Source organism: bacterium, from assembly GCA_035529855.1.
Taxonomy (GTDB): domain Bacteria; phylum RBG-13-66-14; class B26-G2; order WVWN01; family WVWN01; genus WVWN01.
This window is the reverse complement of sequence record DATKVX010000025.1, coordinates 26,835-51,664: the sequence shown is the minus strand read 5'-3', so window position 1 is coordinate 51,664 and position 24,830 is coordinate 26,835. Positions and strand designations below refer to the sequence as shown.

At 65.6% G+C, this 24,830-nt stretch carries 22 protein-coding genes and 1 tRNA gene; 8 read left to right on the top strand and 15 right to left on the bottom strand.

Annotation, left to right across the window (positions count from 1 at the left end):
• A partial coding sequence (locus VMX79_02540; GenBank protein HUV85971.1) for a PQQ-binding-like beta-propeller repeat protein occupies positions 1–1,236 on the top strand: 1,236 nt, incomplete at its 5' end.
• Between the two features lie 474 nt (positions 1,237–1,710).
• Here VMX79_02540 and VMX79_02535 read toward each other — a convergent pair.
• The gene (locus VMX79_02535; protein ID HUV85970.1) at positions 1,711–1,929 is read right to left on the bottom strand and encodes a DUF2283 domain-containing protein; all 219 of its coding nucleotides are present in this window, start codon (positions 1,927–1,929) and stop codon (positions 1,711–1,713) included.
• Entirely contained in the window at positions 1,922–2,233 is a 312-nt protein-coding gene (locus VMX79_02530; protein ID HUV85969.1) for a hypothetical protein, read from the bottom strand. The genes VMX79_02535 and VMX79_02530 overlap by 8 nt, the downstream gene beginning before the upstream one ends.
• A 537-nt stretch (positions 2,234–2,770) precedes the next feature.
• Here VMX79_02530 and VMX79_02525 point away from each other — a divergent pair.
• From VMX79_02525 to VMX79_02510, 4 genes are all read left to right on the top strand, one after another.
• Positions 2,771–3,313: a tetratricopeptide repeat protein gene (locus VMX79_02525; protein HUV85968.1), complete on the top strand. Its 543-nt coding sequence runs from the start codon at positions 2,771–2,773 to the stop codon at positions 3,311–3,313.
• Between the two features lie 107 nt (positions 3,314–3,420).
• Positions 3,421–4,188, top strand: coding sequence for a hypothetical protein (locus VMX79_02520; protein HUV85967.1), 768 nt, complete (start codon positions 3,421–3,423; stop codon positions 4,186–4,188).
• Between the two features lie 69 nt (positions 4,189–4,257).
• Positions 4,258–4,791 carry a class I SAM-dependent methyltransferase gene (locus VMX79_02515; GenBank protein HUV85966.1) on the top strand — a complete coding sequence of 178 codons (534 nt, stop codon included), beginning with the start codon at positions 4,258–4,260 and terminating at the stop codon, positions 4,789–4,791.
• Positions 4,792–4,811: 20 nt separating this feature from the next.
• Positions 4,812–5,288: a hypothetical protein gene (locus VMX79_02510; protein ID HUV85965.1), complete on the top strand. Its 477-nt coding sequence runs from the start codon at positions 4,812–4,814 to the stop codon at positions 5,286–5,288.
• Between the two features lie 306 nt (positions 5,289–5,594).
• On the opposite strand, the gene VMX79_02505 is transcribed toward VMX79_02510, so the two are convergent.
• From VMX79_02505 to VMX79_02490, 4 genes are all read right to left on the bottom strand, one after another.
• Positions 5,595–6,935, bottom strand: a complete 1,341-nt coding sequence (locus tag VMX79_02505) for a glycosyltransferase family 39 protein (protein HUV85964.1) — start codon at positions 6,933–6,935, stop codon at positions 5,595–5,597.
• Positions 6,936–6,949: 14 nt separating this feature from the next.
• Positions 6,950–8,335: a glycosyltransferase family 39 protein gene (locus tag VMX79_02500; protein HUV85963.1), complete on the bottom strand. Its 1,386-nt coding sequence runs from the start codon at positions 8,333–8,335 to the stop codon at positions 6,950–6,952.
• A 34-nt stretch (positions 8,336–8,369) separates the two neighbouring features.
• Positions 8,370–9,710, bottom strand: a complete 1,341-nt coding sequence (locus VMX79_02495) for a glycosyltransferase family 39 protein (GenBank protein HUV85962.1) — start codon at positions 9,708–9,710, stop codon at positions 8,370–8,372.
• 81 nt (positions 9,711–9,791) lie between these two features.
• Entirely contained in the window at positions 9,792–10,703 is a 912-nt protein-coding gene (locus tag VMX79_02490) for a hypothetical protein (protein ID HUV85961.1), read from the bottom strand.
• Positions 10,704–10,870: 167 nt separating this feature from the next.
• Between VMX79_02490 and VMX79_02485 the strand changes: the two genes are divergently transcribed.
• The 3 genes from VMX79_02485 (at position 10,871) to VMX79_02475 (ending at position 16,007) form a co-directional block, all read left to right on the top strand.
• On the top strand, positions 10,871–12,838 hold the full coding sequence (locus VMX79_02485) for a DUF2079 domain-containing protein (protein HUV85960.1): 1,968 nt from the start codon (positions 10,871–10,873) through the stop codon (positions 12,836–12,838).
• Positions 12,839–12,872: 34 nt separating this feature from the next.
• Entirely contained in the window at positions 12,873–14,855 is a 1,983-nt protein-coding gene (locus VMX79_02480; GenBank protein HUV85959.1) for a DUF2079 domain-containing protein, read from the top strand.
• A 66-nt stretch (positions 14,856–14,921) separates the two neighbouring features.
• A complete protein-coding gene (locus tag VMX79_02475) occupies positions 14,922–16,007 on the top strand; it encodes an SO_0444 family Cu/Zn efflux transporter (protein ID HUV85958.1) in 1,086 nt (361 codons plus the stop codon).
• A gap of 16 nt (positions 16,008–16,023) precedes the next feature.
• On the opposite strand, the gene VMX79_02470 is transcribed toward VMX79_02475, so the two are convergent.
• The 9 genes from VMX79_02470 to VMX79_02430 all read right to left on the bottom strand — a co-directional run bounded on the left by VMX79_02470 (position 16,024) and on the right by VMX79_02430 (position 24,827).
• A complete protein-coding gene (locus VMX79_02470) occupies positions 16,024–17,553 on the bottom strand; it encodes a hypothetical protein (GenBank protein ID HUV85957.1) in 1,530 nt (509 codons plus the stop codon).
• An 18-nt stretch (positions 17,554–17,571) separates the two neighbouring features.
• Positions 17,572–19,077 (bottom strand): hypothetical protein, encoded by a 1,506-nt coding sequence (locus tag VMX79_02465; protein ID HUV85956.1) that lies wholly within the window; start codon positions 19,075–19,077, stop codon positions 17,572–17,574.
• A 143-nt stretch (positions 19,078–19,220) separates the two neighbouring features.
• A tRNA-Met gene (locus tag VMX79_02460) sits at positions 19,221–19,294 on the bottom strand.
• Positions 19,295–19,344: 50 nt separating this feature from the next.
• Positions 19,345–20,442 (bottom strand): UDP-N-acetylglucosamine 2-epimerase (non-hydrolyzing), encoded by a 1,098-nt coding sequence (wecB, locus tag VMX79_02455; GenBank protein ID HUV85955.1) that lies wholly within the window; start codon positions 20,440–20,442, stop codon positions 19,345–19,347.
• Positions 20,435–21,541 carry a DegT/DnrJ/EryC1/StrS family aminotransferase gene (locus tag VMX79_02450; GenBank protein HUV85954.1) on the bottom strand — a complete coding sequence of 369 codons (1,107 nt, stop codon included), beginning with the start codon at positions 21,539–21,541 and terminating at the stop codon, positions 20,435–20,437. The genes wecB and VMX79_02450 overlap by 8 nt, the downstream gene beginning before the upstream one ends.
• 12 nt (positions 21,542–21,553) lie before the next feature.
• On the bottom strand, positions 21,554–22,147 hold the full coding sequence (locus VMX79_02445; GenBank protein HUV85953.1) for an acyltransferase: 594 nt from the start codon (positions 22,145–22,147) through the stop codon (positions 21,554–21,556).
• A gap of 28 nt (positions 22,148–22,175) precedes the next feature.
• Complete coding sequence (locus VMX79_02440; protein ID HUV85952.1) at positions 22,176–23,177, bottom strand: Gfo/Idh/MocA family oxidoreductase; 1,002 nt, start codon at positions 23,175–23,177, stop codon at positions 22,176–22,178.
• Positions 23,174–24,301, bottom strand: a complete 1,128-nt coding sequence (locus VMX79_02435) for a glycosyltransferase family 4 protein (protein ID HUV85951.1) — start codon at positions 24,299–24,301, stop codon at positions 23,174–23,176. The genes VMX79_02440 and VMX79_02435 overlap by 4 nt, the downstream gene beginning before the upstream one ends.
• A 118-nt stretch (positions 24,302–24,419) precedes the next feature.
• Positions 24,420–24,827 carry a hypothetical protein gene (locus VMX79_02430; GenBank protein HUV85950.1) on the bottom strand — a complete coding sequence of 136 codons (408 nt, stop codon included), beginning with the start codon at positions 24,825–24,827 and terminating at the stop codon, positions 24,420–24,422.
• Positions 24,828–24,830: the final 3 nt, after the last annotated feature.

Below are 24,830 nucleotides of genomic sequence, written 5' to 3'. Positions count from 1 at the left end.
TGGAAGGTCCACGTGCCGGACGGCAAGCCGCTCGCCACGCCCGCCGTGGCCGACGGCCTGGTATTCGTCGGCGGCGGCTTCGGCACCTACGACTTCTACGCCTTCGACGCCGACGACGGCGACCTGGCCTGGCAGTACCACGTCGGCGACGACGGCCCCACCGCGGCCGTCGTACACCGCGGCCGCGTGGCCTTCAACACCGAGTCCTGCATCCTCTATGTCCTCGACGCCAAGAAGGGCAACAAGATTTGGGGCCAGTGGCTGGGCGACCCGCTGATGGCGCAGCCCGCCGCGGCGGGCGATAAGATCTATATCACCTACCCCGGCGGCGACGGCCAGCACCATCTCACCTGCCGGGCGCTGGAGAACGGCGGCGAGGTCTGGAACCAACCGCTCATCGGCGAGGTCATCACCGCGCCGGTGGTCAACGGCGGCTCGGTCTTCTGCTCGACGCTGGAGGGGACGGTCTACCACTTCGACGCCGACACCGGCGAGTTGAAGTGGAAGGACCAGAAGCTCGCGACGTCGGCGCCCTGGGTCGTAGGCGAAGAGGTCTACGTCTCCAAGCGCGTGGAGGTCGCCGGCGAGGGCGGCGCCATGGACCAGTACGAGGGGATAGCCGGCCTGGGCCGCGGCTCCGGCACGCAGACTAACGAAGAGCTGTACGCCTACGGCAAGGCGGACTATTTGAAGCACGACACCTCGAGCCGGTACGCGGAGGAGCAGGCCGACCTCGACTCCTCGGTGGGCTTCGGCACGGCGCCGGCAGCGGCCAAGCTGGGCCAGGCCCAGGATAACCTGGGCGTGGGGACCGTATCCGGCGTGTGGGCTTACCAGGGCTCGCGGCCCGTCGTCCTGAACAACACGTCCTACAACGCCATGGGCGACGCGGTCCGCGCGGTCGACGTCGAATCCGGCAAGGTCCTGTGGGAAAAGCGATTCAAGCCGGAAGAGGACGTCGGCGGTCGCGCGCTCACGCCCCCCTCGCTGGCGGGCGATAATTTATATTTCGGCTCCACCGACGGCCACGTCATCTGCGTCCGCTCCGGCGACGGCAAAGAGCTGTGGCGCTTCAACGTCGGCGAGCCCATCCGCTTCCAGCCGGCCGTGATGGGCGGCAAGGTCTTCGTGGGGACGGACTACGGCAACATCTTCTGCGTGGACGTGAAAGACCGCTCCGCGGACGGCTGGGCGATGTGGGGCGGCAACGCCGCGCATAACGGCTGGGAGGAGTAGGACCCCCCTATCCTCTCCTCTTAAGGAAACCCGGCCGCAAGGCCGGGTTTTCGCAGGGGGCCACCTTCAGGTCGGCCCACCTTAATCCTTTAATAATATGAAAGCCGTTGGTAGGGGCGACTGGCCAGTCGCCCCTACTTCCCAGTCGGCCTTGAATAATCCCTTATTATTAAGGGAAAAAGGCGGCCACACCTAAAGGTGCGGCCCTACGTATTCCCCCTACCCGGCCGCGAGGCCGGGTTTACCATTAAATGTAGGGGCCGACCTTCAGGTCGGCCCGCCCCCCGACAAGGGGCTTAAGCCCCTTGTCCCTCCCCGGCCGCAAGGCCGGGTTTACCATTAAATGTAGGGGCCGACCTTCAGGTCGGCCCGCCGTTATGGTGGTCGCACCTGAAGGTACGACCCTACTTGAACGCAAGAGGTACCCGACCGCGAGGCCCGGGTTTTTATTATACGCCCGTACCGTCGGCCCGTCTATCCCGGCGCCTCGGCGGCGTGCTCTTTACCCGCAAATACGCTGGCGACGGCCTCCAAAATGAAGTCGCGACCGTCCAGGACCTCCAACAATACAAGGTCCCCGTCGACGGCGTAGTGGAGGATATACGGGCCTCGCTCCTCCGCCACGTCGACCGCTTTCTCGGAGAACTGTATTAACAACGCGTCCACGTCGTCGCTGTATTTCGTTTTAATCATAACGCCCCCTTCGGGCGGGATATACGGTTATAACGGTAACCGCGTCGGCATCTTCGACGAACAGGACCCGTAAAACACGCTTTTCATCGAGCGGCGCCTCGGCGACGCTCCTCCCGCCGTAACCCGCTTTAACGTTTTCGGGAGCCGTCGCCGTTTTCAAAACCGTTTCCTCATCCACGGGCACGCCCAACGCCGCCAGGAGCGCTATCTTGTACCGGGCGTGCTCCGATAATCCTACTTTTTTTATGGTTCCCGTACCTCTCGTCGGCTTCGCGCCGCAACGCCGTAAACATTTTATTATCACCCCCGGCCGCCGTCAAGGTTAAATGTCGACCCGCCCCCACGCCGCCGCGCACGACGGCTGGTAGGAGTAGGACACCCCCTATCCTCTCCTCTCTATTTAAACGGGAGCGGCGGGGTTTAACCCCGCCGCTTCCGGCAAAGTGCGTAGGGGCCGACCTTCAGGTCGGCCCGCCCCCCGACAAGGGGCTTAAGCCCCTTGTCCCTCCCCGGCCGCGAGGCCGGGTTTTCCCATTAAACGTGGGGCCGACTTTCCAGTCGGCCCGCTATAATCCTCCAACAATATGAAATTCAGTTGGTGGGGCCGACTTTCCAGTCGGCCAACTATAATCTTTTAACAATATGAAAGCCCGGCCGCCGTCCGAAATCACGACGATGGATAGTAGGGGCGACTGGCCAGTCGCCCCTACCCGCCGGTGTCTAAGGAAATAAGGCGGTCGCACCGGAAGGTACGACCCTACGTATTCTCGGAACCCGGCCGCAAAGCCGGATTTTTCGACCCCTCGACAAACGCGGGCCGTTTTCGTATAATCGCGACACTATGGTAGCGGAGAAAAAACGCCTTACGGAAGAGGAAGCCCGCCGCATCCGCGCCGACGGCCAGGTAACGGTCGCGATGAATTACATCCGGGAACGGCGGGACGAAGAGGCGCTCCGGATGTTCGACGAGGTCCTGGCGGACGACCCCGGCAACGGCCGGGCGATGAAGGGCCGGGCCCTGGCGCTGGGCCGGCTGGGCCGGTCCGACGAAGCGCTCGAAACCGTAGCGGCGATGCTTCGGAACGACCCCCACGACGCCCGCGCGTACGACGCCCGCGCCTCGGTCTACGAATACATGGGCCGGCTGGAGGAGGCGCGCGCCGAATTCGAACGCGCCCTGGCGCTCGAGCCCGAGGGGGCGGACCAGCACTACAACTTCGCGTGTTACTGGGCGGCGCGGGGCGACGCCGAGCAGTGCCGGCACCACCTGGCGGAAGCCCTCCGGCTGGACCCGCCGAGCCACGTCTACGCCGCCACCGACGTCGACCTCGAGCGCTACCGCGAGGAGGAGTGGTTCCAGGAATTGGTGGCGTTTAAGAAATAACCGCGGGGAGGAGAAAAAGGCGGCCGGAAGGCGGTTTTCCGGTTTCCCTCCCGCCGCTAAAAGAACGATCGACTCCTTACGCGGTCCTTAATCCCAGGGGGAAGAAAATGAGAAAAATATTTTACGCGATCCTGGCAGTGGCGTTAGCCGCGATGCCGGCGTCGGCCGATCTCGGCCAGGTCGTCGGGTCGTTCTCGTTTCCACCCGGACCGGGCCTAGGGTTGGCGCGCTCGAACGCCGACCTCTACGTATTGGCCGCGGGCGCGCTGAACCGCGTGTACCGCGTTAACCCGGCGAGCGGTTCCATCCGCTCCTCGTGGACCATAACCTGGTCTCCGGGCAGCCACGGCCTCGCCTATTCGGAGCCGGGTTACGTATGGGTCGGCGATCTTAGCAACTCCTACGTTTACCGCGCCTCGCCCACGGGCAGCCTGTACGGCTCCTTCGCCGTACCCGCCCGGGCGCACGGCCTGGCGCCCGAGGCTACGGGCGACGGCGGCGCCGGGACGACCGCGCTGTTCACGACGAGGGAAACGCCGCCGCAAGGTTTCCGCCACGACCTGACCACCGGCAGCATCCTGTCGTCGTTCTCGATCCCGAAGCCCAGCCCCCTCGACGTCGCGTGGGACCACCGCAACCTCCTCCTGTGGTTGGCCGCTGGCGGGACCGCTCCCTTCATCTACGGCTTCTCTACGACGGGGTCGGTCGCGGCCTCGTTCGCCTCCCCCAGCCGCCAACCCGTCGGCCTGACGTACTACGGCCAATACCTGTGGGTTACCGACAACGATAACAATCGAATCTACCAGGTGCACTGCCCTACGGGGATCGGCGTAGAGGCCGCCTCGTTCGGCAAGGTCAGAGCGCTCTTCAAATAGAATGCTCGACGCTTAAATTATGACTCGGCCGGAACCGGTCGCGTTCAAGAAACAGAAAGGGGAACGCGGATGCCCGAAGAGCCGATGACCGACGGCCGCTTCCGGATGTTCGCTTTCTACTCGGCGTGTCGGGACCTCTTCCACCCGCCTCTCAATACGCTGGCGGTGGTGGGGATTAAACCGGGGGATACGGTCCTCGACTTCGGCTGCGGCCGGGGCGGCTTTACCGTCGCGGCGGCGGAACTGGTCGGCCCGGAGGGAAAGGTGTACGCCCTCGACGTTCACCCCCTCGCTGTCAAGCTCGTGCGGACCGAAATACGCCGTCGCGGCCTCGCGCACGTCGAGACGGTCCAGGCCGACGGCCCGACGGGCCTGGCCGACGAGAGCGTCGACGTCGTCCTCCTCTACGACGTCTTCCACGACCTCGCCTCGCCGGAGGCGGTCCTCGCCGAGCTGGCGCGAGTTATGAAGCCGGAAGCCGTCCTCTCCGTCACCGACGACCATTTGAAGGCGGAGGAACTCGTCTCCGGCCTGAGGCAAGGCGGCCACTTCCAATTCTCGAAGAAGAACAAACCGACGTACGAGTTCGTAAAGAAGGTTTAACCGGCAGCGAGGTCCCAGCGATGGTGAAGATATTTACCGCTTTAACGTTAGTCGCGTCAACCGCCCTCGCGTTCGCGCCGACGCACCTGGTGGTCGTAGAAGGCGCGGTGCTGTACGACGAGGACCACAACTACGGAGACGACTACATCGTCGAGCGGCTGCCGTATTGGACGCCGGTGGTCGCGGAACCCGTGGGCACGCCCGAGAGCCCGCGAACGTACTGCCTGGTGACGCTGGAAGACGGCCGCCGCGGCCTGACGGAATGGGATTACCTCGGCCGCGCGCTCACGGTCGTCGCGGAAGAGACGACGCTGGCCGGCGTTCCCGCGGACGTCCCCGCCGACGTCACGCGGCTGAAGAAGGGCGCGGTGTTGGCGTTCGCGCCCACGGCCGAGGCGGGCTCGAGGCCCGGCTTCATAGAGGTCCTGAACGAGGACGGCCTCCGCGGCTGGGTGCCGGAGGACGCCGTCGCGCCGGCGCCGGGCGTCGGCGAATAAACGGCTATCGTTTTTCCTCGTAAAGAAACCCGGCCGCAAGGCCGGGTTTTCGTAGGGGCCGACTTTCCAGTCGGCCGATTGAAATCTTTTAGTAATACGAAATTCAGAAGGCGGTCGCACCTAAAGGTACGACCCTACGTAATCCTTTAACCCGGCCGCAAGGCCGGGTATCGTTTATGTAGGGGCCGACCTTCAGGTCGGCCCGGCGTCGTTGATCGGTCTGAACACCGCCCCCCGACAAGGGGCTTAAGCCCCTTGTCCCGGCTCGGCCGCAAGGCCGAGGTTTTCCTCTACTCGCACCCTTCCCTATTGGCCCCGTAAGACGTACAACAGCACCATCCGCGTCCAGGAGGCGAGCAAGGCCGCGGCCACGACGGCCAACGCCGCCCACTGCCGCCGCGACAACCGCCGCTCGCGCAGCGCCGGAAGGCCCGCCGCCAGCGCGTAGCCGACCGCCGCCAGCGCCGCCACCACCAGCGGCACGTGGTACCGCGGGTACGCCAGCGTCCCGCCGTGGACGACGAAGACGACCGCGAACGAGACGGCCAGGATTCCGCGCAGCCGCCCCGCCGGCATCAGGACCAGGCCGAGGGCGCACAGCGCCAGCGCCGCGGCGTCCGCCGCCGCCTCGAGCGCGGCCATGGGCCAGCCGACGCCGGCGGGCAAGGCCGGGATGCGGCCGGCGGCGTACGTCGCCGCGAACAAGCGCTCCGGCTCGAGCATGTCGAGGAGGCGGCCTACGCTCCGGAGCGCCGTCTGCGCCGGGTGCGTCGCGATATATCGCAGCGCCTCCCGCCGGTACGCGGCCGCGACGCGGAAGCCGTCCTCGCCCGCGCCGGCCACCTCGAGCAGCGGCGCGCAGCTCGCCGGGTCCTCCAACGCCTTCCAGGTGTGGCCGTACGGCGCCCGGGGGTTGTTTCCGATATACAATACGGCCGACGCGTTCGTATCCGTCGCGACGACGCGGCCCGTCCGCGAGAAGACGTACCCCGACCACAGCGCCAGTACGACGAGGATGCCGCAGGCGAAGGTCGCCGCGGCCGCCAGCCGCGCGCGCCTCGAGCCGTCGCGCCCCAGCGCCAGGAACAACGCCAGCGCGAGCGCAACCGGGAACGCCACGGACCGCACCAGCGCCGCGGCGCCGAAAGTTACCCCCGCGAACGCGAGCCACCGGTACCGCGGCCCGCCCCGCGTCCCCCGCGCCAACAGGTATATACCCAGGACGAGCGCGAACGTGAACGGCGCTTCCGTTAAGACCTTGGTGGAATAGTAAGCGGCGGGCAGGTACAGCGCGCCCGCGAGCAAAGCGACCTTCGCCGTCCGCGAGCCGAACTCGGCGCGGGCCGTAGCGTACACGAACCCCAGCGTCAGGACCGCGACGACCCCCTGCACCAGCCGAACCGCCAACACGCCGCCCCCCGCGTAAAATATCGCCGCCAAGAAGGCGACGTATCCCGGCGGGTGGCGGTGGACGTAGAGTTGGCCGTCCGGCGCCGTAAGGCCCAGGCCGCCGGCGAGGCGCCTGGCCGCCGTTACGTACTCCGCCTCGTCGGCGTTCAGCGGCGCGTCGCCCAAAGCCAGCACGAACGCCAGCTGGACGGCGAGCGCCAACAGGAGCAATAAAAAGACTGTTCGCTTCTCGGCCAAACGCGAACCCCGGCTCAGCTACCCCGGGCGAAGTACAACCAAACCATCCTCGCCCAAATTAACAGAAGGACCCCGACGGCGGCCCCGGCGAGCGCGAGGCCGCGGCGGGAATAGATGCCGGCCTTGAAACGAGGGAGCACCTCGGCGAAGAAGTACCCGATTGCCGGCATACCCAAAACCATCAGCGGATAATTGTACCGCGGGTGCGCGACGGTGACGGCGTACGCCAGCGACGTGCACAACACGACTATGAGCGCCAGGTTACGCCAGGGGCTCCTCGGCATCATCGGCACCGCGACCCAGAACAAGAGCAGCGCCGCCGCGGAAGCGACGACCTCGGCCCCGATAAATCCGAATACCAACGGCCGGCGCGCGTTGGGCAAATACCCGCGGCGGTACCCGCCGAAGAACAGCCGCTCCGGCTCCCACATATCCGCCAACTTCGACCAGAAGCGCGCGAAGGTCTTGACGGGGTGTGCCCTTATGTAGTCGAGCGCGGCGGCGCGATATATGCGGGAGTGCTCGAAGCGGTCGTCGGCCTCGGCAATAGCCGGCGGCGGGACGAACGCGCTGCCGGCGTGGGTTATGTCCCAGGCGTGGTGGTCCGGCGTGCTCACGCCGTTGCCGTAATAAAACACGGCCGAGCTCTTCGTGTCCAAGAGTACGACGTGACCCGTTTTGTAATAAACGTATACGCTCCACGGCGCGACGGCCGCGACGACCCCCGCGCCCAAAATCGCGACCGCCGCAACACGGCGACCGAAGGGCGAACCGCGCCGCAGTAAAATATACAAAGCCAGCCCCAACGCGACCGTCAACGCGACGCCGCGCGTAAGGCCCGCCAGACCCAAAAGTACGCCCGTAGCCGCGTAGCGCCAAAGGCCGGCGCCGGCGTTTTTCATCGTCGCGTACAAAACGTACGCCGCCGACACGAGGAAGAACGTGAACAGTATCTCGGAGAGGAGCTGCGTGGCGTAGAAGGCCGTAGGCAGGTACGCCGCGCCCGCGACGAGCGTCGCCTTGGCCGCGCCGGCGCCGAACGCGGCCCGCGCCGTCAAGAAGACCAGCACCAGCGTCGCGAGGGCCAACGCGAGCTGGACGAACTTCGCCGTAACGTTGCCGCCGCCGGCGCGGTAGACCGCGCCCAGGAACAGCGCGTACAGCGGCGGGTGGGTGTGCACGTACAGTTCGCCGCCGGGGTGAGTGAGGCCGAGCCCCTTCGCAAACCTCATCGCGGCCGAGTAGTACTCGCGCTGGTCGCTCGCGGGTTTGATTTCCCCGACAACGACGATGAACGACCCCCATACGAAAGCCGTCACGCACAGGACGAGCAACGCGAACCGCCACGTGCGGCCTAAGGGGTGCGGCTCTTTTTTCGCCCGAGGGGTTGTCATCTCCATCGGCACCGTACTATCGCCGCCGGCCCAAGGGCCGTCAGCTACCCCGCGTTACGAACAACCAGACCATCCTCGCCCAGATGAGGCCTAAAGCCGCCACCGGGACGCCGGCCAGAAGGAGGCGACGGCGGGGAATCGCCCGCGCCCTCCACCGGGGTAAGACGTAGACGAAGAAGTAGCCGATCGCGGGCATGCCGAGCACCATCAGGGGGTAATTATACCGGGAATGCGCGATCGTGACCGCGTACGCGACCGCGGTACCCAGGACCACCGCGAGCGTAAGGCCGCGCCAAAGGCTCTTCCCCGTCAAAAGCATGGTAAACCAAAACAACGCGAGCGCCGCGGCCGAGGCCGCCACCTCGGCGACGATAAAGATATATACCCAGGGCGCCGGCGCGTTCGGTAGGAAACCCTGGCGCCAGGAGCCGACGAAAAGCCGCTCCACCTCCCACATATCGGCGAATTTCGACACAAAACGTAGGGACGTCTGGAGGGGGTGAGCGGCCATATACTTCAACGCCGCGCCGCCGAATACCCGAGTAGGGTCGTAAACGCTACCCGGGCCGGGGCGTTCCGGCGGGACGATGTATCCCGCCGTCCCGTCGATGATGTCCCAGGCGTGGTGCATCGGCGTGCCGGGGCTGTTGCCGAGGTACAAAATCCCCGCCCCCTTGGTGTCCACCAGCACCGGCCTGCCCGTCCCGCCGTAGACGTAAACGCTCCACGGCAACACCGCGACGGCGACGCCGACCGCGAAGGCCGCGGCCGACACCCACCGCCGACGCCCGGATATCCCCCGTCTCGCCAAGAACAAAACGGCAATCGCGAAAGCGGCCGCCAACGCGACGCCGCGCGTCAACCCCGCGACGCCGAACGCGACCCCCGCCGCCCCGTCGAGCCACCACCCCCGACGCGCGCGCGCCGACGCCGCGATTAAAAGGTAAACCCCCAGAACGAGGAAGAACGTGAAAAGGACCTCGGACAACAATTGCGCAACGTAAAAGGCCGTGGGGAGATACGCGCCGCCCGCGAGCAAAGCGGCCCGCGCGACCGCCGCGCCGTAAACGCGGCGCGCCGTCACGAAAACTATGACCAGCGTGACCAGCGCCAAGGCCAGTTGCACCCACCGCACCGCCGCTTCGCCCCCTCCCAGCGCGTAAATCGCCCCTAAAAAAACGGGGTAAAGCGGCGGGTGGCTGTGGACGTACAACGTGCCGCCGCGGTCGGTCAGGCCGAGGCCGGCGGCCAGCCGTCGGCCCGTAAGGCCGTACTCGGCCTCGTCGCTCCGGAGCGGGTACCCGTCGATAACGATTATAAATGACGCCCATACGATGGACGTCGCGAGTAGGATTAAAAATACCTCGCGTACCTGGCGCATGGCTCCGGGCGCCTAAGCGGGCGTCGAACGGACGTTAGGAGGCCGCGAAATATCCGACGCCGGCACTCCTTCCGTCGAGCGTTAACGCCTGAGAATGGTGCCCACGGCGCCCACGACCCAGCCGCGTTCCTCCGAAGAAAAAGTGATGTCGAACAGCTGTCGATTGTGGCTGTGCCACAAGCGCCAATTCCGAGCCGCGGGGGAATAGATGTATATGCCGCCGCCCTTGGTTACGGCGAACCCGCGGCCGTCGGACCTAAAGTAAAGGCCGGTAATCGTCTCCGTACTCGGGAGGCGGGTCTTGTTGAGGCCGCCGCCCTTAAGGTGCACCGCGAAGCCGTCCGAAGCCCCGAACCACGCTTCGTTGTCGCTGACGAAAAAAGCGCACCGGTAATCGGATTCCACCGGGCTCGTGACCTCTACCCACGCTCCTTTCGACCTCTTCAATATACGGCCGTTGTCGCCCACGACCCAGCCCTCGTCGTCGCCGGCGACGCGGATGCCGTAAAGGTCGTCGGTGATGCTCGGCGACTCGTCGGTCCATACGCCGTCCTTGTAACGAAGGACGACCCCGCGCGCGCCGCAGAACCACGCCTCGTCGACGCCGTGAGCGTCGAGCGCGTACAGCGTATCGGGGCGCGTATTCCCGGGCACCCTCTCCCATCTACCGCCGCCCCGGCGCGCCACCCAGCCGTCTTTACCGCAAACCCATCCTTCCGTCGACGACACGAACTGGATGTCGAAGAAATCGGGGGCCAGCGTCGTGATGTCCAGGCGCCACTCCGAGCCGTCGTAGTACAGGATATTGCCGTTGTCGCCGCACGCCCAGATATCATCCTCGCCGACGGCCCAGATGGCGCGAACGTCTTCGGCCGTCGGACTGTGGACGGGCCGCCAGGGTACGGGGTTCTCTTCGGGACCGGAACCGCCGCCCGAGGAGCAAGCCACCACGACGACGGCCACGGCCGCTACTTTCGCCAGATGTTTACGCATACGAACCTCCTGCGTTTTCCGCCACGCACCGGCGGATAGAATTTACCACGGCCGGGCGGCGGCGTCAAGGCTTCCGGCCGGGCCCGCGGCCCCGAGACTCTTCACGGCGTTTTTAATGTTGCGATACCCCAAGCGCAATAATAGAATATCAACCGGGAGGCAAGCCTTTGGCCATATCAGTCGGGATCGGCGAAGTCCTAATCCTATCCGCGCTCGCCGCTGCGGTCGCGGCGGCGTATACCGCGCTCGCCGCGCTGCGGCGTAAAATCCGCGTAAAGGCCCCTACGCCGGAAGCCGTCGTGTGGGGTTTGGCGCTGGCTTACTTCCTATTTTTTTCCGCCCTCACGTTGGCCCGCCATTACGGCATGGCGACGTACGGCCTCGACCTCGGCTATTACGGCAACGCCGTCTACCAATTCGGCCGGGGGCACTTCTTCCACCAGTCCTTACTGCCGAACGAAATATACTTAAACCACTGCGCGCCGCTGCTGGCCGTCTTCGCGCCGTTCACGTACGTCTTCCCGGACCCGGCGTACCTCCTACCGCTGCAGGCGCTCTTTCTCGCCGCCGGGATACCGCTAATATACTTCATCGCGAAACCGGAGACCGGCTCGCGTTGGCCCGCCGCGGCCCTCGCCGCCGCCTTCGCGCTATCCCCCGCGCTCCACGGCGCCAACTTCTACGATTTTCACCCCCGCTCGCTCGCGGTACCTCTCGCACTGGGCGCCTTCCTCTTCTTTAGACGAAAGAACCTCGCGGCGGGTTTAGCCTGCACGGGCCTTTTGGCGCTCGCCCAGGACGAGCTGGCGGTGCACGCCGTCGCTCTCGCGGTGTACGGGGGCCTCACGACGGGCCGGCGCCGCGCCGGGTTAATCGCCGCGGCCCTGGTCGCCGCGTACTTCGTCGCGATTTGCTGCTTCCTCTACCCCAAGCTGACGTACGGCGTTACCGGAAAACCGCTGCACTTTTTGGGTTACTTCGAAAACCTCGCCTCGGGCGGCGAGGGGTCGCCGCTCTCCGCGCACGTACTAGCCGCCAAAGGCGGTTACGTCGCGGCGCTCGTCCTTCCCGTCGTCGCTTTTCTCCCCACCGCGGGCGCGGCCCTAATAACCGTCGCGACGCCGCTCGCCGTGCCGGCCCTTACGAGTATACCTACCGTCTTCGAAATCGGGTGGCAATACCCGCTCTCGATCTTGCCGTTTCTGTACGGCGCCGCGGCCGTCGGTTTGCATCGTATCGTACGGGCCGACGCCGGTCGCCGCCGGCGCCTCTTCATTACGGCCGCGAGCGCGTTGGCCGTCGCCCTTCAAATCGTCCTCATCATCGCCCTCACGCGGCGTTTCTATCGGGATTATATTTCGGCCGCCTTCCCGATCGCCCACGAAAAAGCCCTCGCCGGGGCGGTCTCGCGGGTGCCCCGCGATATTCCGTTATCCGCGGACGACGTCTTCGCCGCGCACCTCGCCCACCGTCGATACATCTACCTTAACTACCCGGCTCCCGGGTTTTGGCCTGCGAAGGAACCGGAAGCTATGCTGCTCGCGCGCCGCGCCCACCCGCCGCTCGAGCTCGCGGTAATTTTAGAACAGGCCGAGAAGTTGAGTCTGACGCCGGTCGATTTCTGCGCCGACTACGCCTATTTCGAGAAGCGGGAGGGCGATTACGCCTTGGATTACGAAAGGCTCTTCCGCACGTGGTACGGCACGGTCGAGGAGTGGCAGTGCTGGGCGCCGGGCGGAAAGCGACCCATAGCGGACGCGCGCGCCCACGACGGCCGCGCCGTACTGCTCGAGAATTACTTATACTGCGCGCCCGGGGACGGTTACGTCTATCCTCCCGGTAAATACGGCCTGGCCTTCCTGCTGCGGCGCGCCGACCCGGGCGAATTCTGCTTCGCCGTAATTACGGCACGCGTCGCCTCCGCGGAAGACCCGTCGGTTTTTAAGGTCTACCGGAGAACCAACCGCGTCAGGGCCTCCGCAAAATACCGGCCGTACATAATCCGCTTTGAGCGTAAAGAGCCGTTCACTCTGCAGCTCGAGGTACATTCCATCTCGCCCTTATACCTGGACGCGGTATCGGTCAACAGCGACGACTATACGCTCGAGAACGTACGCGCGTTGGGGCCCGGGTAACGGGGCCGGGGCTCGTAATACCGCCAAGCCCTTTATGGATTACATAACGCCGAAAGCCGTACCGATTAACGTCCTCCTCGTAGTGGCGGCGGTCGCTTTCGCGGCGGCCGCGGCCGCGGCGGCCGCCGTCGTATTTCGGAGACGGCTGCGGTTCGTAAAACCCTCGCCGGCGTTCGTGGTGTGGACGCTGGCCGGCGCGTACTTCCTATTCTTCGGCGCGGCGTCGCTGGGCCGCCACTACGGTATGGCCACCTGCGGCCTCGACCTCGGCTATTACGCCAACGCCATCTACCACTTCGGGCGGGGGCACTTCTTCGTCCAAACGCTGCTTCCGGCGGACCGGTTCATCAACCACTGCGCGCCGCTGCTCGCCGTCCTGGCGCCTTTCACGTACGTCTTTAAAGAACCGGCCTACCTCTTGCCGCTGCAAGCATTACTGGTCGCGGCCGGCATACCGCTCGTCTACGGCGTAGCGAGGCCGGCGGCCGGTTCGCGCTGGCCGGCGGCGGCGCTGGCTGCCGCCTTCGCGTTATCGCCGGCGCTTCACGGCGCGACCCTCTTCGACTTCCACCCCCGGGCCTTCGCGGTCCCGCTCGCGCTGGGCGCGTTTTACTTCTTCGACCGCAAACGGTTCGGGGCCGGCCTGGCCTGCGCCGCCGTGATGGCGTTGGCCCACGAAGAGCTCGCGCTGCACGCCGCGGCGCTGGTCGCGTACGGGGGCTTCGCCGCCGGGCGCCGCCGCGCCGGCCTCGTCGCGGGTTCCGTACTGGCGGCGTACTTCGTCGGCTTTTGCTGCGTGCTATACCCGAAACTTACGTACGCGCCCGGCGCCGGGCCGTTGAGCCCCTGGTTCTTGACGCGTCACCTCGACTACGGCGGATACATCGCGAGCGAGGCCGGGATGAAGGCCGTCGTGTTGGAGAAGGTAGGCTACGTAGTCGCGCTCGTCGCGCCCGTCGCGGCGTTCCTGCCCGCGGCCGGCGGCTTCCTCTTGACGATACTGACGCCGCTGGCCGTCCCGGCGAGCTCGAGCGTCGCGCCGGCCTTTAAGATCGGTTGCCAATACCCGCTATCCGTAGTGCCGTTCGTCTTCGGCGCCGCGGCGGTCGGCGCGCGGCGGCTCGTCCGACCTTCGCCGGGCCCGGCCCGGGCGTTCCTCGTCACGGCCGCCGCGTTAGCCGCCGTGGCCGTCCAATTGCTGTTGATAGCCGCGTTCGCCCGCTCGTACTACGAACCTACGCTCGCCGCCGCCTTCCCCACCCAACACGAAAAAGCCCTCGCCGGGGCCGTCGCCCGGGTGCCGGCCCGCGTACCGGCCTGCGCCGACGACCCGCTCATAGCGCATCTCGCCCAACGCGAATACGCGTATTCGTACGAACACTGCGCCGGCGTGGAGCTCCCGGCGACGCCGGAGGCGCTGCTGCTCAACCGCTACCTCTACGCGCCGGCCGATTTGCCGACGATACTGGAAAAGGCCGCGGCCTGGCGGCTGGCGCTCGTGGATTGCAACGCCGATTACGCGTACTTCGCCGGAGGGCCGCCCCGGTATTCCGAAGACGAGTTATTCCGCCGCTGGTTCGGTACCGTCGAGGAATGGCAATGTCGGACGCCGAGCGGGGAGCGCGTCGTAGCCGACGCCGCGGCCCACGACGGCCGCGCCATTTTCGTCCAACAAGAGTTGCGGCACGAAGGGCCGTCCGACTTCCTTTATCCTCCGGGGCGTTACTGCTTGGTTTTCTTGCTCCGCCCCGGCGAGAGGTTTTGTCGGGTCGTATACTCGGCGCACTTCACGGACCCCGACGACGAGTCGAAATTCCGGTTCAGGCGTTCGTCCAAAGTGCTGGTGTCCGGCGGCGGATACCAACCCTGCCGCCTTCGGCTCAAAAGCGACCGCCCCTTCCGTCTGAAATTCACCGTCCGTTCGACCGCACCGTTCTACTTCGACGCGGTTTCGATTAACAGCGGCGACTTTACGCTGGAGGCGGTGAGGGAGCTGGCGCGCGCCCCCTCGCCGTAACCGGCCGCGTAAAGCTAAACCCTTACAATCCGGACTAATTTGGTATAGTTAACCCAAGAAGCGACTGTGGGAATAGTACGCGACATATCGGCCTCGACGTGGGGGCTCCTAACCGAAGCCGGTCCCTATATGCTGGCGGGCTTCTTCCTCGCCGGCCTGGTCCGGGCCCTCGTTCCCGCGGCCACGGTCGTGAAGTTGTTGGGCAAACGCGACCTGGGTTCCGTATTCTGGGCCGCGGCGATAGGGGTACCGCTGCCGCTGTGTTCGTGCGGCGTGATACCCATGGCCGCGGCGCTCAGGCGGGAGGGCGCGAGCAAAGGCGCCGTCTCCTCCTTCGTAATCTCCACCCCCGAGTCGGGCGCCGACTCCGTACTCGCGACGTACGCCCTTATGGACCTCCCGATGACGATAGCGCGGCCGATAGTCGCGTTCGCTACCGCGTTCGCCGCGGGCGTGGCCGAGCTGGTCTTCGGCCGGCCCGGGCCGGCGGCCGCGCGCGCGCCGGGGACGCAAACGTACGGCCGCGGTTGCGACGACGGGGACCGGGGCGAATCCAAGGGACAGACCCCACCCGGCCTCGCGCGCCGCCTGGTCGTCGGCCTCCGCTACGCCTTCGGCGAGATGTTCGAGGATATGGCGGTATATCTACTCGCGGGGTTTCTTTTAGCCGGCGTGCTGGCCGCTTTGGTTCCGCCGGCGTTCGTCGCCGAACGGCTCGCGTCGCCCACGCTCCAAATAGTCGCGATGGTCCTGCTGGGCGCGCCGGTGTACGTCTGCGCCACGGCCGCGACGCCGATCGCCGCGGTGCTGGTGACGAAAGGCGTCTCGCCGGGCGCCGCGCTCGCCTTCCTCCTCGCCGGCCCCGCCACCAACGCCGCGAGCCTCGCCGTCCTCACCAAGTACCTGGGCCGGCGCTCGGTGGTCATATACCTCGTTACCATAATAGTTTGCGCCGTCGCCGCGGGCGTCGCCCTCAACGCGTTCTACGACGGCCTCGGCCTCGCCGCTACCGCCGCCGCCGCCGCGCCGCCGGCCGAGGGGGGCTTCGACTACGTGGGGACCGTCGCGGCCGCCGCCTTCGTCCTGCTCTGCCTGAACGGCCTCCGCTTGAAATTAAAGAGCCGCCGCGAGGGCGACGTTTGCGACGGCTAGGGTTAAGCGTAGGCAATTACAAACCGGCCTCGCGCGCTCGCGCCCGGGGGCTTCCCCGCAATACGGCGTACTGGATAAACAGGCCGAGTAAAACGACGTACAGGGGGTCGGTCGGGAACCGCATGCGGTTGGTCTCGGCCCACGAGAAGCCATTCACCACCAACGCCACGTACAAGATGGTGAAGCACACGTACAGCACGGTCAGCCGTCTCGCACGCGCCGCCGCGCCCTCGCCGAACGTTTTCTTCCCCAGCGCCGTCCTAAAGCCGTAATACAATAAAAGCGGCAAGCCAACCAACAAGTACAAGTAAAAGGACTCTTCATCTTCTGAAAAGAAAATGTTGCCGATAAACTTCGTAAATGGTTTGGATGGGACTCTACCGAAGAGCAAGCGGTCGAAGAGGCTGGTAATAAGCGAGACGCGGCCGAGGTTGCCGGCCTCGTCGAGAAACGCGACGTTGCTCGCGTAGTCGGTGCTCGAGCGGAAATACGTCAACCACGACCGGACTAACCCCTTCGAATACGCGTGCGGGAAATGCTTTAACACGTATAACGAGTCGGTAAGATATGCTCTCGAAATCCCGACGTACCCAACGTGATTGTAGTTACAAGGGCCGGTCGACTTGTACGGCCGCGAGAGCACCTCGACGTCGGCGAAGCGCGAGGCGTCCGCGTAGGACGGCGAATACTCCGACAACGCCGTAAAAGGTATGCACAGCGAGACGTCCGTCAGCTTACCTTCGACCAGTAGCGACGCCTTTTCCCCGACGGTTAGGTTCCCGCTGGTCATCTGCCAGAGGTTCATGCCGGTCCACGTACTGGCGGCGAACTCGCCGAACAGTACGTAATTTTTAAAACAAAAGGAGAAAAGCAACAGGAACGGCGCCGCGGCGACGAGCAGCACCTTCTTGCGCGCCCCGGCGCAGAACGCTGCCAGGGCGCCGGCGACGACGACGTAGTACGCCAAGTGGAACGTATGACGGATGCCGCACATCAAAAATATACACGCGAAAAAAGCGGCTATTGTCCCGGCCCGCCGCCGCGCCAACACGTCGTAAAAAAGCAGCGCCGACAACGTAACCAGCGCCGCAAGCGGGAAGGTGTAAAACAACCAATGTTCGTACAGTACGAACGACGGGCTAAGTAGGAACAACGTACTTACCGTAAAAGCGACGCCGCGGGAAACCCCCAGCTTAACCTGCAGCCAGAAAAGCGAGAGGTAGAGGGTCAACCCCGCGCCGAAGTATACGCCCTGGAAGACGTACCGGGCGCCGCCGCCGGCTATTTTTAAAACCGCCCCCAAAAATAAATTGAACAGGGGCGGCTGGCTGTGCATGTAAAAAACGCTCTCGAGCAGTTTGTCTTTTAAAAGCTCCGGGTCCAAATATTGCCAGTACCACGCGAGCGACGTGTCGTCGAACCGTACGCCCAACGCCCAATAAAAAAGGTGCACCGCGGCGTAGACGCCGGCGAGGCCGGCCGCCGTCGCTGCCGGCGGCCACCGCTCGAGCCGAGCCCACGATTCCCTTAAAGCCGACCGCACCATTCCCGTAAACCTTCGCGGCTACTTGCCCAACGACGCGCGGACGTTGCGAACCAGGAAATGCTGGACGAAGACGCCCAGCAACGCCACGTAGAGCGGGTCCGACAAGAACCGCATGCGATTACTCTCCGCCCAGTTGAACATGGTGCCCGCCAGAGCTACGTAGATTACGTTGAAGCATACGTACAGCGCCGTCAGCCGCTGTTCCCGCGACAGGCCGGCCGCGGCCGCGGCGTCCCGCTTCAACACCAACCTGAAGCCGTAATAGACGAGAAGGGGCAACCATATCACGAGATACAAATACGCGTACGGCGGGCACTTAAGATTAAAGAGCGCGAATACCCTCGTCAGCGGCGGCCCGAGCGGAACCTTGCCGTAAAAGAAGTAGTCGTAGAAGCGTTCAACGTACGAAATCCTGCTCTGGTTGCCGGCCTCGTCCAGGAAACGCACGCCGCTCGCGTAGTCGCTGCTCGATCGAAAATACATGAACCACGACCGCAGCAACCCCCGGAGGTACGCTCGAGGGCGATACCTGACGACGGCCAGCGCGTCCTTCATATAAACGCGCGAAATGGCGACGTACGCCAGGTGGTTATAATTATTGGGGCCGGTCGACTTGTTCGGCTGCGTCAACGCGTCGACGCCGGCGAACCGGGTATCCTCGGCGAAGGCCGGCGGATACCGCCCCAGCTCCGAAAAGGCGGGTACCGCCGTGACCGGCGAGAGCTTCCCGTCCGCCCCCAGCGCCGCCCGCTCCTCGGGCGACAGGAAGTACCCCGTCATCTCCCACAAGTACATTCCGCCCAACGAGCTCGCGGAAAACTGGCCGAAGAGTACGTAGTTCTTGGCGTAAAAGGAGAACAGGACCGCGAACGGCACGGCCGCGGCGAGTAGGACCTTCTTCCGGGCACCGGCGCACAAGACAACGACGGCCCCGGCGACTACGACGTAGTACGCCAAGTGGAAGACGTGCCGTACGCCGCAGACCAGGAACGAAGTCGCGAAAAAGGCGACGGCGGCCCAGCCCCGCCGGGTCGTTACCAACTCGTAAAATAAAAACGCCGACAGCGTTAATAGCGCGGCGACCGGGAACGTGTAAAACAACCAATGCTCGTACAAGATGAACGACGGACTCAGCATAAAGAGGCCGCTGGTCGCAAACGCGAGGCCGCGCGAGACGCCCAACTTAACCTGCAGCCAAAAAAGGGAGAGGTAGAGCGTTAAGCCCGCGGCGAGGTAAACGCCCTGGAAGACGTACCGGCCGTCGCCGGCCGTGATTTTTAAAACCGCCCCCAGGAAAAGATTGAAAAGGGGCGGCTGGCTGTGCATATAGAAAACGCTCTCGAGTAACTTAACCTTTAAAAGCTGCGGGTCCGAATATTGCCAGAACCAGAGCAGCGGCGTGTCGTCGAAACGAATTCCCCATAAATAGTAGACGCCGTGCGCCGCGGCGAAGGAGGCCGCCAACGCCAGACTCAGCCGCCCGGGCGATAAACCGTTGAGCCACTCGTTGAACCTGCTTGCCATTTCCCTGTTCCCTGATTTAATCCGAAATCAAAGAGGTCCGCGCCGGCTCGCCCCTCCTATTAAAAAATATATTAACGCAGATTGCAACGACCAAAATCCCGGCCGCCGTCAATAAAAAACGGCCCAAAAGGGCCGTTTCGTATTTGCGGGGGCTGGATTCGAACCAGCGACCTTTGGGTTATGAGCCCAACGAGCTACCTGACTGCTCCACCCCGCGCCCGAATGATATCATAACGAACGCAGGGCGTCAAGGACTCTCCCCGGGAATTATCCTTGGATTAAATAACTCAACGCCTCGGCGACGCGTACGCTCGGCGCCGGTCCGCCGACGAGCTCGAGACGGGGCGAAGGACCTTCCCGGCGCGCGCGCGCTTCCGCTACGCCCGCCCTTATGGCTTCCGAATCTACGTCGACCAAGCGGTTGACCCCCGCCGCCACCGTCTCCGGCCACTCGGTGCGGTCTCGCAGGGTGAGCGCGGGGACGTCGTACAAGTACGCCTCGCGCTGGACGCCGCCCGAGTCCGTGAGCACCGCCGCGGCATACCGGATAAGGGCCAGGCTGGCGTAATAGGTCGCGGGCTCGGCCAGCGTGACGTGCGGCGCGGCCTCGAGCCGTTCCCAAAGGCCCGCCGCCCGGAGCGCCTTCGCCGTACGCGGGTGCGCCGGGAAATAGACCGGAAATTCCAACTCGAGCAGCGCCTCGGCCACCGCCTCGAGCCGGGCCGGGTCGTCGACGTTCTCCTGGCGGTGGCACGTCGCGTACGCGTAACCGCCCGGCTCCAACGCCAACGGCGTAATATATTTCGCGGCGTCGAGCCCGGGGTACGCGGCCGCGGCCACCTCGTACATCACGTCGCCGACGACCGCTACGCCGTCGGTAATGCCCTCCCGCGCCAGGTTCGCCGCGGCGCCATCGTGGGGACACAGCCGCAAGGCCGCCAGCCGGTCCGTCAATACGCGGTTGCGTTCCTCGGGCATCGCCCAGTCGTAGGAGCGCATCCCGGCCTCGACGTGCGCCAACGGCACCCCCGAGAGCGACGCCGCCAGCGCCCCCGCCAACGTCGACGTCGTATCGCCCACCACGACGACCGCGGCCGGCGCTTCCTTGTCGACCACGTCCGCCAGCCGCCCCGTCATCGCGGCCAGCTGGGCCGCGGGCGCGAGCCGCCCGACCTCGAGGTTGTAGGCCGGCTCCGGTATGGCGAGCTCGGCGAAGAAGGCCGCCGACATCTCGTAGTCGTAGTGCTGGCCGGTGTGGACCAGCAGCCACGCCGCGCCCTCCGGCGGTTGCGCCAGCAAAGGCGCGGCCTTCACGAACTGCGGCCGCGCGCCCACCACCAGCATTATACGCCCGTTATTATCCATAGAAATCGGCGACCGCGGCGCAGACCTCCTCCACCTGCTCGCCCGTCATCTCGGGCCAGAGCGGCAGCGACACCACTTCGCCCGCCGCCTTCTCCGTCTCCGGGAAAGAGCCCGGGCCGTAGCCGAGATATTCGAAGGCCGGCGTCAAGTGAACGGCCGTCGGATAATAAATCGCGGAGGCGATGCCGCGTTCGCCCAGGAAGACCCGCAGCTCGTCGCGCCGCGCCGCCCGCACCGTGAATTGGTGGTAGGCGGGTCGGCAATCGTCCGGCTCGAGCAGAAGCGTCACGTCGTCGACCGCCGCCAGCCGCTCGCGGTACAACCGTACGATTTCGCGCGTCCGCGCCGCCCAGGCGTCGAGGTGCTTGAGCTTTATCGAGAGGACCGTGGCCTGCAGGCCGTCGAGGCGGCTCTTGTAACCTATCTCCTCCGGGTAATTCTTCGTCGCCGCGCCGTGGACGCGGAGGCGCCGCGCCCGCGCCGCCAACTCGGCGTCGTCCGTGGCCACCAGGCCGCCGTCGCCGAAAGCGCCCAGGTTCTTGGTGGGGAAGAACGAAAACGCCGCCGCGGCACCCAGGCCCCCGACCTTGCGGCCCGCCAGCTCGCCCCCTATGGCCTGCGCCGCGTCCTCCAAAATGGCGACGCCGGGCGCCGCCTCGGCCAGGGCCGGCACGTCGGCCGGCAGGCCGTAGAGGTGTACCGGCATCACCACTTTCGTTCGTTCCGTAACCGCCGCCGCCGCGGCCGCCGGCGATACGTTGAGGGTTTGCGGGTCCACGTCCGCGAATACCGGCCGCGCCCGCAGCCGCACGACGACGTCCGCGCTGGCGACGAACGTGAAGGGCGTCGTTACGACCTCGTCGCCCTCGCCGACGCCCAACGCCCGCAGCGCGATGAGCAGCGCGTCGGTCCCGGAGCCGACGCCGACGGAGTGCTCGACGCCCACGTACGCCGCGGCCTCGCGCTCGAATTTTTCCACCGGCGGCCCGAGCACGTACCGTCCCGACGCGAGGAATTCCTTCACCGCCGGCGCTATTTCGCCCTCCAGCGCCCGGTACTGCGCCGCCAGATCTTTTAGCGGTATCCTGATTTCGGCCATAAAATTTAACCCTTAAGAAGCGGCCCGCAAACCGCCCGGGCCGCACGCGTACTCCCGGCCGCAGCGGCCGCACGCCCGCCGGTCGCCGGGGACCAGCATCCCGAGCCGCTCGCCGCACGCGCACGCGTACGCCAAAAGGCGCGCCGGAACGCCGCCCACCACCGCGTACGCCGGCACGTCCTTCGTCACGACGGCGCCGGCGGCCACGAACGCGTGCTCGCCCACCGTCGCGCCGCATACAATAGTGCAGTTCGCGCCGAGCGTGGCGCCCCGCCGCACCAGCGTCTTCTCGTAATCCGCGCTCGAGCCCCGCGGGAACGCCGACCGGGGGTCCCGTACGTTCGTGAAGACCATCGACGGCCCGCAGAAGACGTCGTCCTCCAACGTCACGCCCTCGTAGACGCTGACGTTGTTCTGGACGTGGACGTTATCGCCTATGGTGACGTTGGCGCCCACGAAGACGTTCTGCCCCAGGACGCAGCGCTCGCCGACGACGGCCGTGCCCATAACGTGGCAGAAGTGCCATATCCTGGTGCCGGCGCCCACCGACGCGCCGTCGTCGACGACGGCCGTGGGATGCACGAAATAATCGCTCGCTTCGCTCATTTTTAAATTTAAGACCGACCGGGCGGCCCTAGTTCTCGAGGCGTACCGGCCCCCCGCCGGCCGCGGCCGACTTCTGCGCCGCGGCCAAAACTTTGACGACGTCGAGCCCCTGGCGGCCGTCGGCCCGCGGCGTCGCCCTCGTCGCGACGCACTCCAGAAAGTGCCCGAGCTCCGCTTCCAACAGGTCGACGACCGGGACTTCCACCGCGCTCGAGCCGTCGTCGTAAACCTCGGCGCCGCCGCCCCGCGCGCCCATACGGTAAACGGTAAGTTCACCGCGGCCGCCCTCCTCCTGGATTACCGCGGCCATGGCCTCGTCGCCCACGACTACGAACCGCCGCGTCTCGAGCGGGTACAACCACGACGCCCATACGTGCGCGGTGACGCCGCCGGAGAAAGACAGGTTGAGGAAGGCAGCGTCCGCGACGCCCGCGCCCCGGGCGTCCACCGCCACCGCCGACGCCGACGCCGGCTCATCCTCCAAAAGCCAGAGCGCGAGCGCGACGTCGTGCGCCGCGAGGCTGAACGTCACGTCTTCCTCGAGGCGGATGGTCCCCAGCTTGGCCCGGGCCGCGGTCATATATTTGATATCGCCCAGCTCGCCGGCGGCGATAGCGTCCTTCAACGCCTCGAAGGCCGGGTCGAAGAGCAATATGTGCCCCACCATCAATACGGCCTTTTTCTCTTCCGCCAACCGCACCAGCGCCGCGGCGTCGGGCGGCGTGAGCGCCAGCGGCTTCTCGACCAGCAGGTCCTTGCCGGCCGCGAGCGCGGCACCGGCCAGCTCGGCGTGGTGGGACGCCGGCGCGGCGATTATCGCGGCTTTATAACCGCCCTTGAGGAACTCCTCCCAGGAACGCAGCGCCGCGACCTCGGGATAACGTTCCCCGGCGGCGCGCGCCCTCTCGGCGTCGGCGTCGTAGAAGGCGACGCGCTCGGGCCCCAGGAGCGGGACAAGCTTCGCCAGATGGTTCAAACCCCACCGGCCTACGCCGACGACCGCAACCTTGACGTCGTCGCCGCCGCTCACGCCTCGGCCCCCTTCTTTCGCAGGAGCTCTTCGTATAATTTAGCGTACCGGTCCGCCATCTTATCCGCCGTGAACTCGAGCGTGACGCGCGACCGCGCCGCGCGGCCCATGGCCCTACGCTTGACCGGGTCGCGGGCGAGCTCTCGCAAGGCGTCTGCCAACGCGGCGACGTCGCCCGCCGGAACCAGGTAACCCGTCTTGCCCGGCTCGAGCAGTTCCGGGTTGCCGCCCACGGCCGTCGCGACCACCGGCAGCGCTGCCGCCATAGCTTCCATAATCGCTATCGACAACCCTTCGGACGGCGTCGGCAAAACGAAAACGTCCGAACCCGCGAGGACCCGCGGGATGTCGTCGCGGAAGCCGAGTATATGGACGCGTTCGGCTATACCCAACTCCGCCGCGGCCCGGCGGATTACGGGGAGGCCCCAATGCCCTTCCCCGGCCACTACGAGTCGTACGTCTAAGCCCTCGGCTAGCAGCTCCGCAAACGCCGCCAGAAGGTCGCCGTGCCCTTTGGAATCGAGCGACGCTACCACCGTCGCGACCACCGCCCAGCGCGGCGCGCCGATCTCGTGTCGGAACGACAGTCGCTCGCGCGCGGCCTCGAGGAAGGGCGCCGCCTCCAGGCCGTTTGGTATATGGGTAACTTTGGCCGCCGGTACGCGACACCTTTCGCGAAGCTCGTCAGCTATCTCCGCCGAGACCGCGACGTGTCTATCGAAAAAATTCCTCAAACAGAAACAATAGAACCTGGCCGAGAAATCCCGTTTCTCATTCAACGTACGGCGGTCGAGGTTAATTTGACCGTGCTGCGTGGACACGGTGGCCGCACCCGCCAGCCGGCCGCCGAGGGCCGCGACGAAGTCGGCGCGCCGGGTGTGGGTGTGCACTACGTCGAAGCCCTCCTTTTTTACCAAATCGGCGTAACGGCGATGGGTAAACACGTCGTACTTGCTCTTGACTTCGGCGTCGAAAGTGGGAACGCCGGCGTCTTTGAAACGCGTCGCGTACGGCTGGGTGCTCGGGGCCGCGAGCGCGACGTCGAAGCCGCGCGCCGGCAAGCGTTCGCACAGCGCCAACACCGTCGCGAGGTTTCCGCCCCACGACGAGTAATTGTGAACCATTAAAACTTTAGCCCGGGCGACCACGGCCAGCTGCCAATTTACCGCTGCGTTAAAGGCACGGCATAACCATTACCGTGCCGAGGGGTTTGGAATAGAGTTAGTTCAACCGTCGGGCCCACTAATCGGCCGGGCCGCGCTTTCCGGAACCGTGAAAGAGGCGGTACCAGAAACTCTTTTGCTTCTCGGCGCGGATCTCGGCCAGGCGGTCGACGAAGTACACGCGGTAGTAATCCACCATGTCCTCGGGCGAGAAGACCGGCGTCAGCTCCTCATCCTGCAACGCCTCGTACCGCTCCTTGAACCCGGCGTCGGACTCGAGCCGCTCTTCAATCATCTTGGCGCAGGCGGCGTCCTCGCCCGCGTCGAACTCCGCCCGGAAATCGGCCGGGAGGACCTCGCGCCACTCGTCGAGCCGCTTGGCGAGGTTCTCCTCCTCGGTCTCCTTGAGCGCGCCGAAGACCAGTATGAGGACGGCCGCCGCGACCATTATCGGCAGTACTATCTTCTCAACTTTCCAAGCCGGCATAAT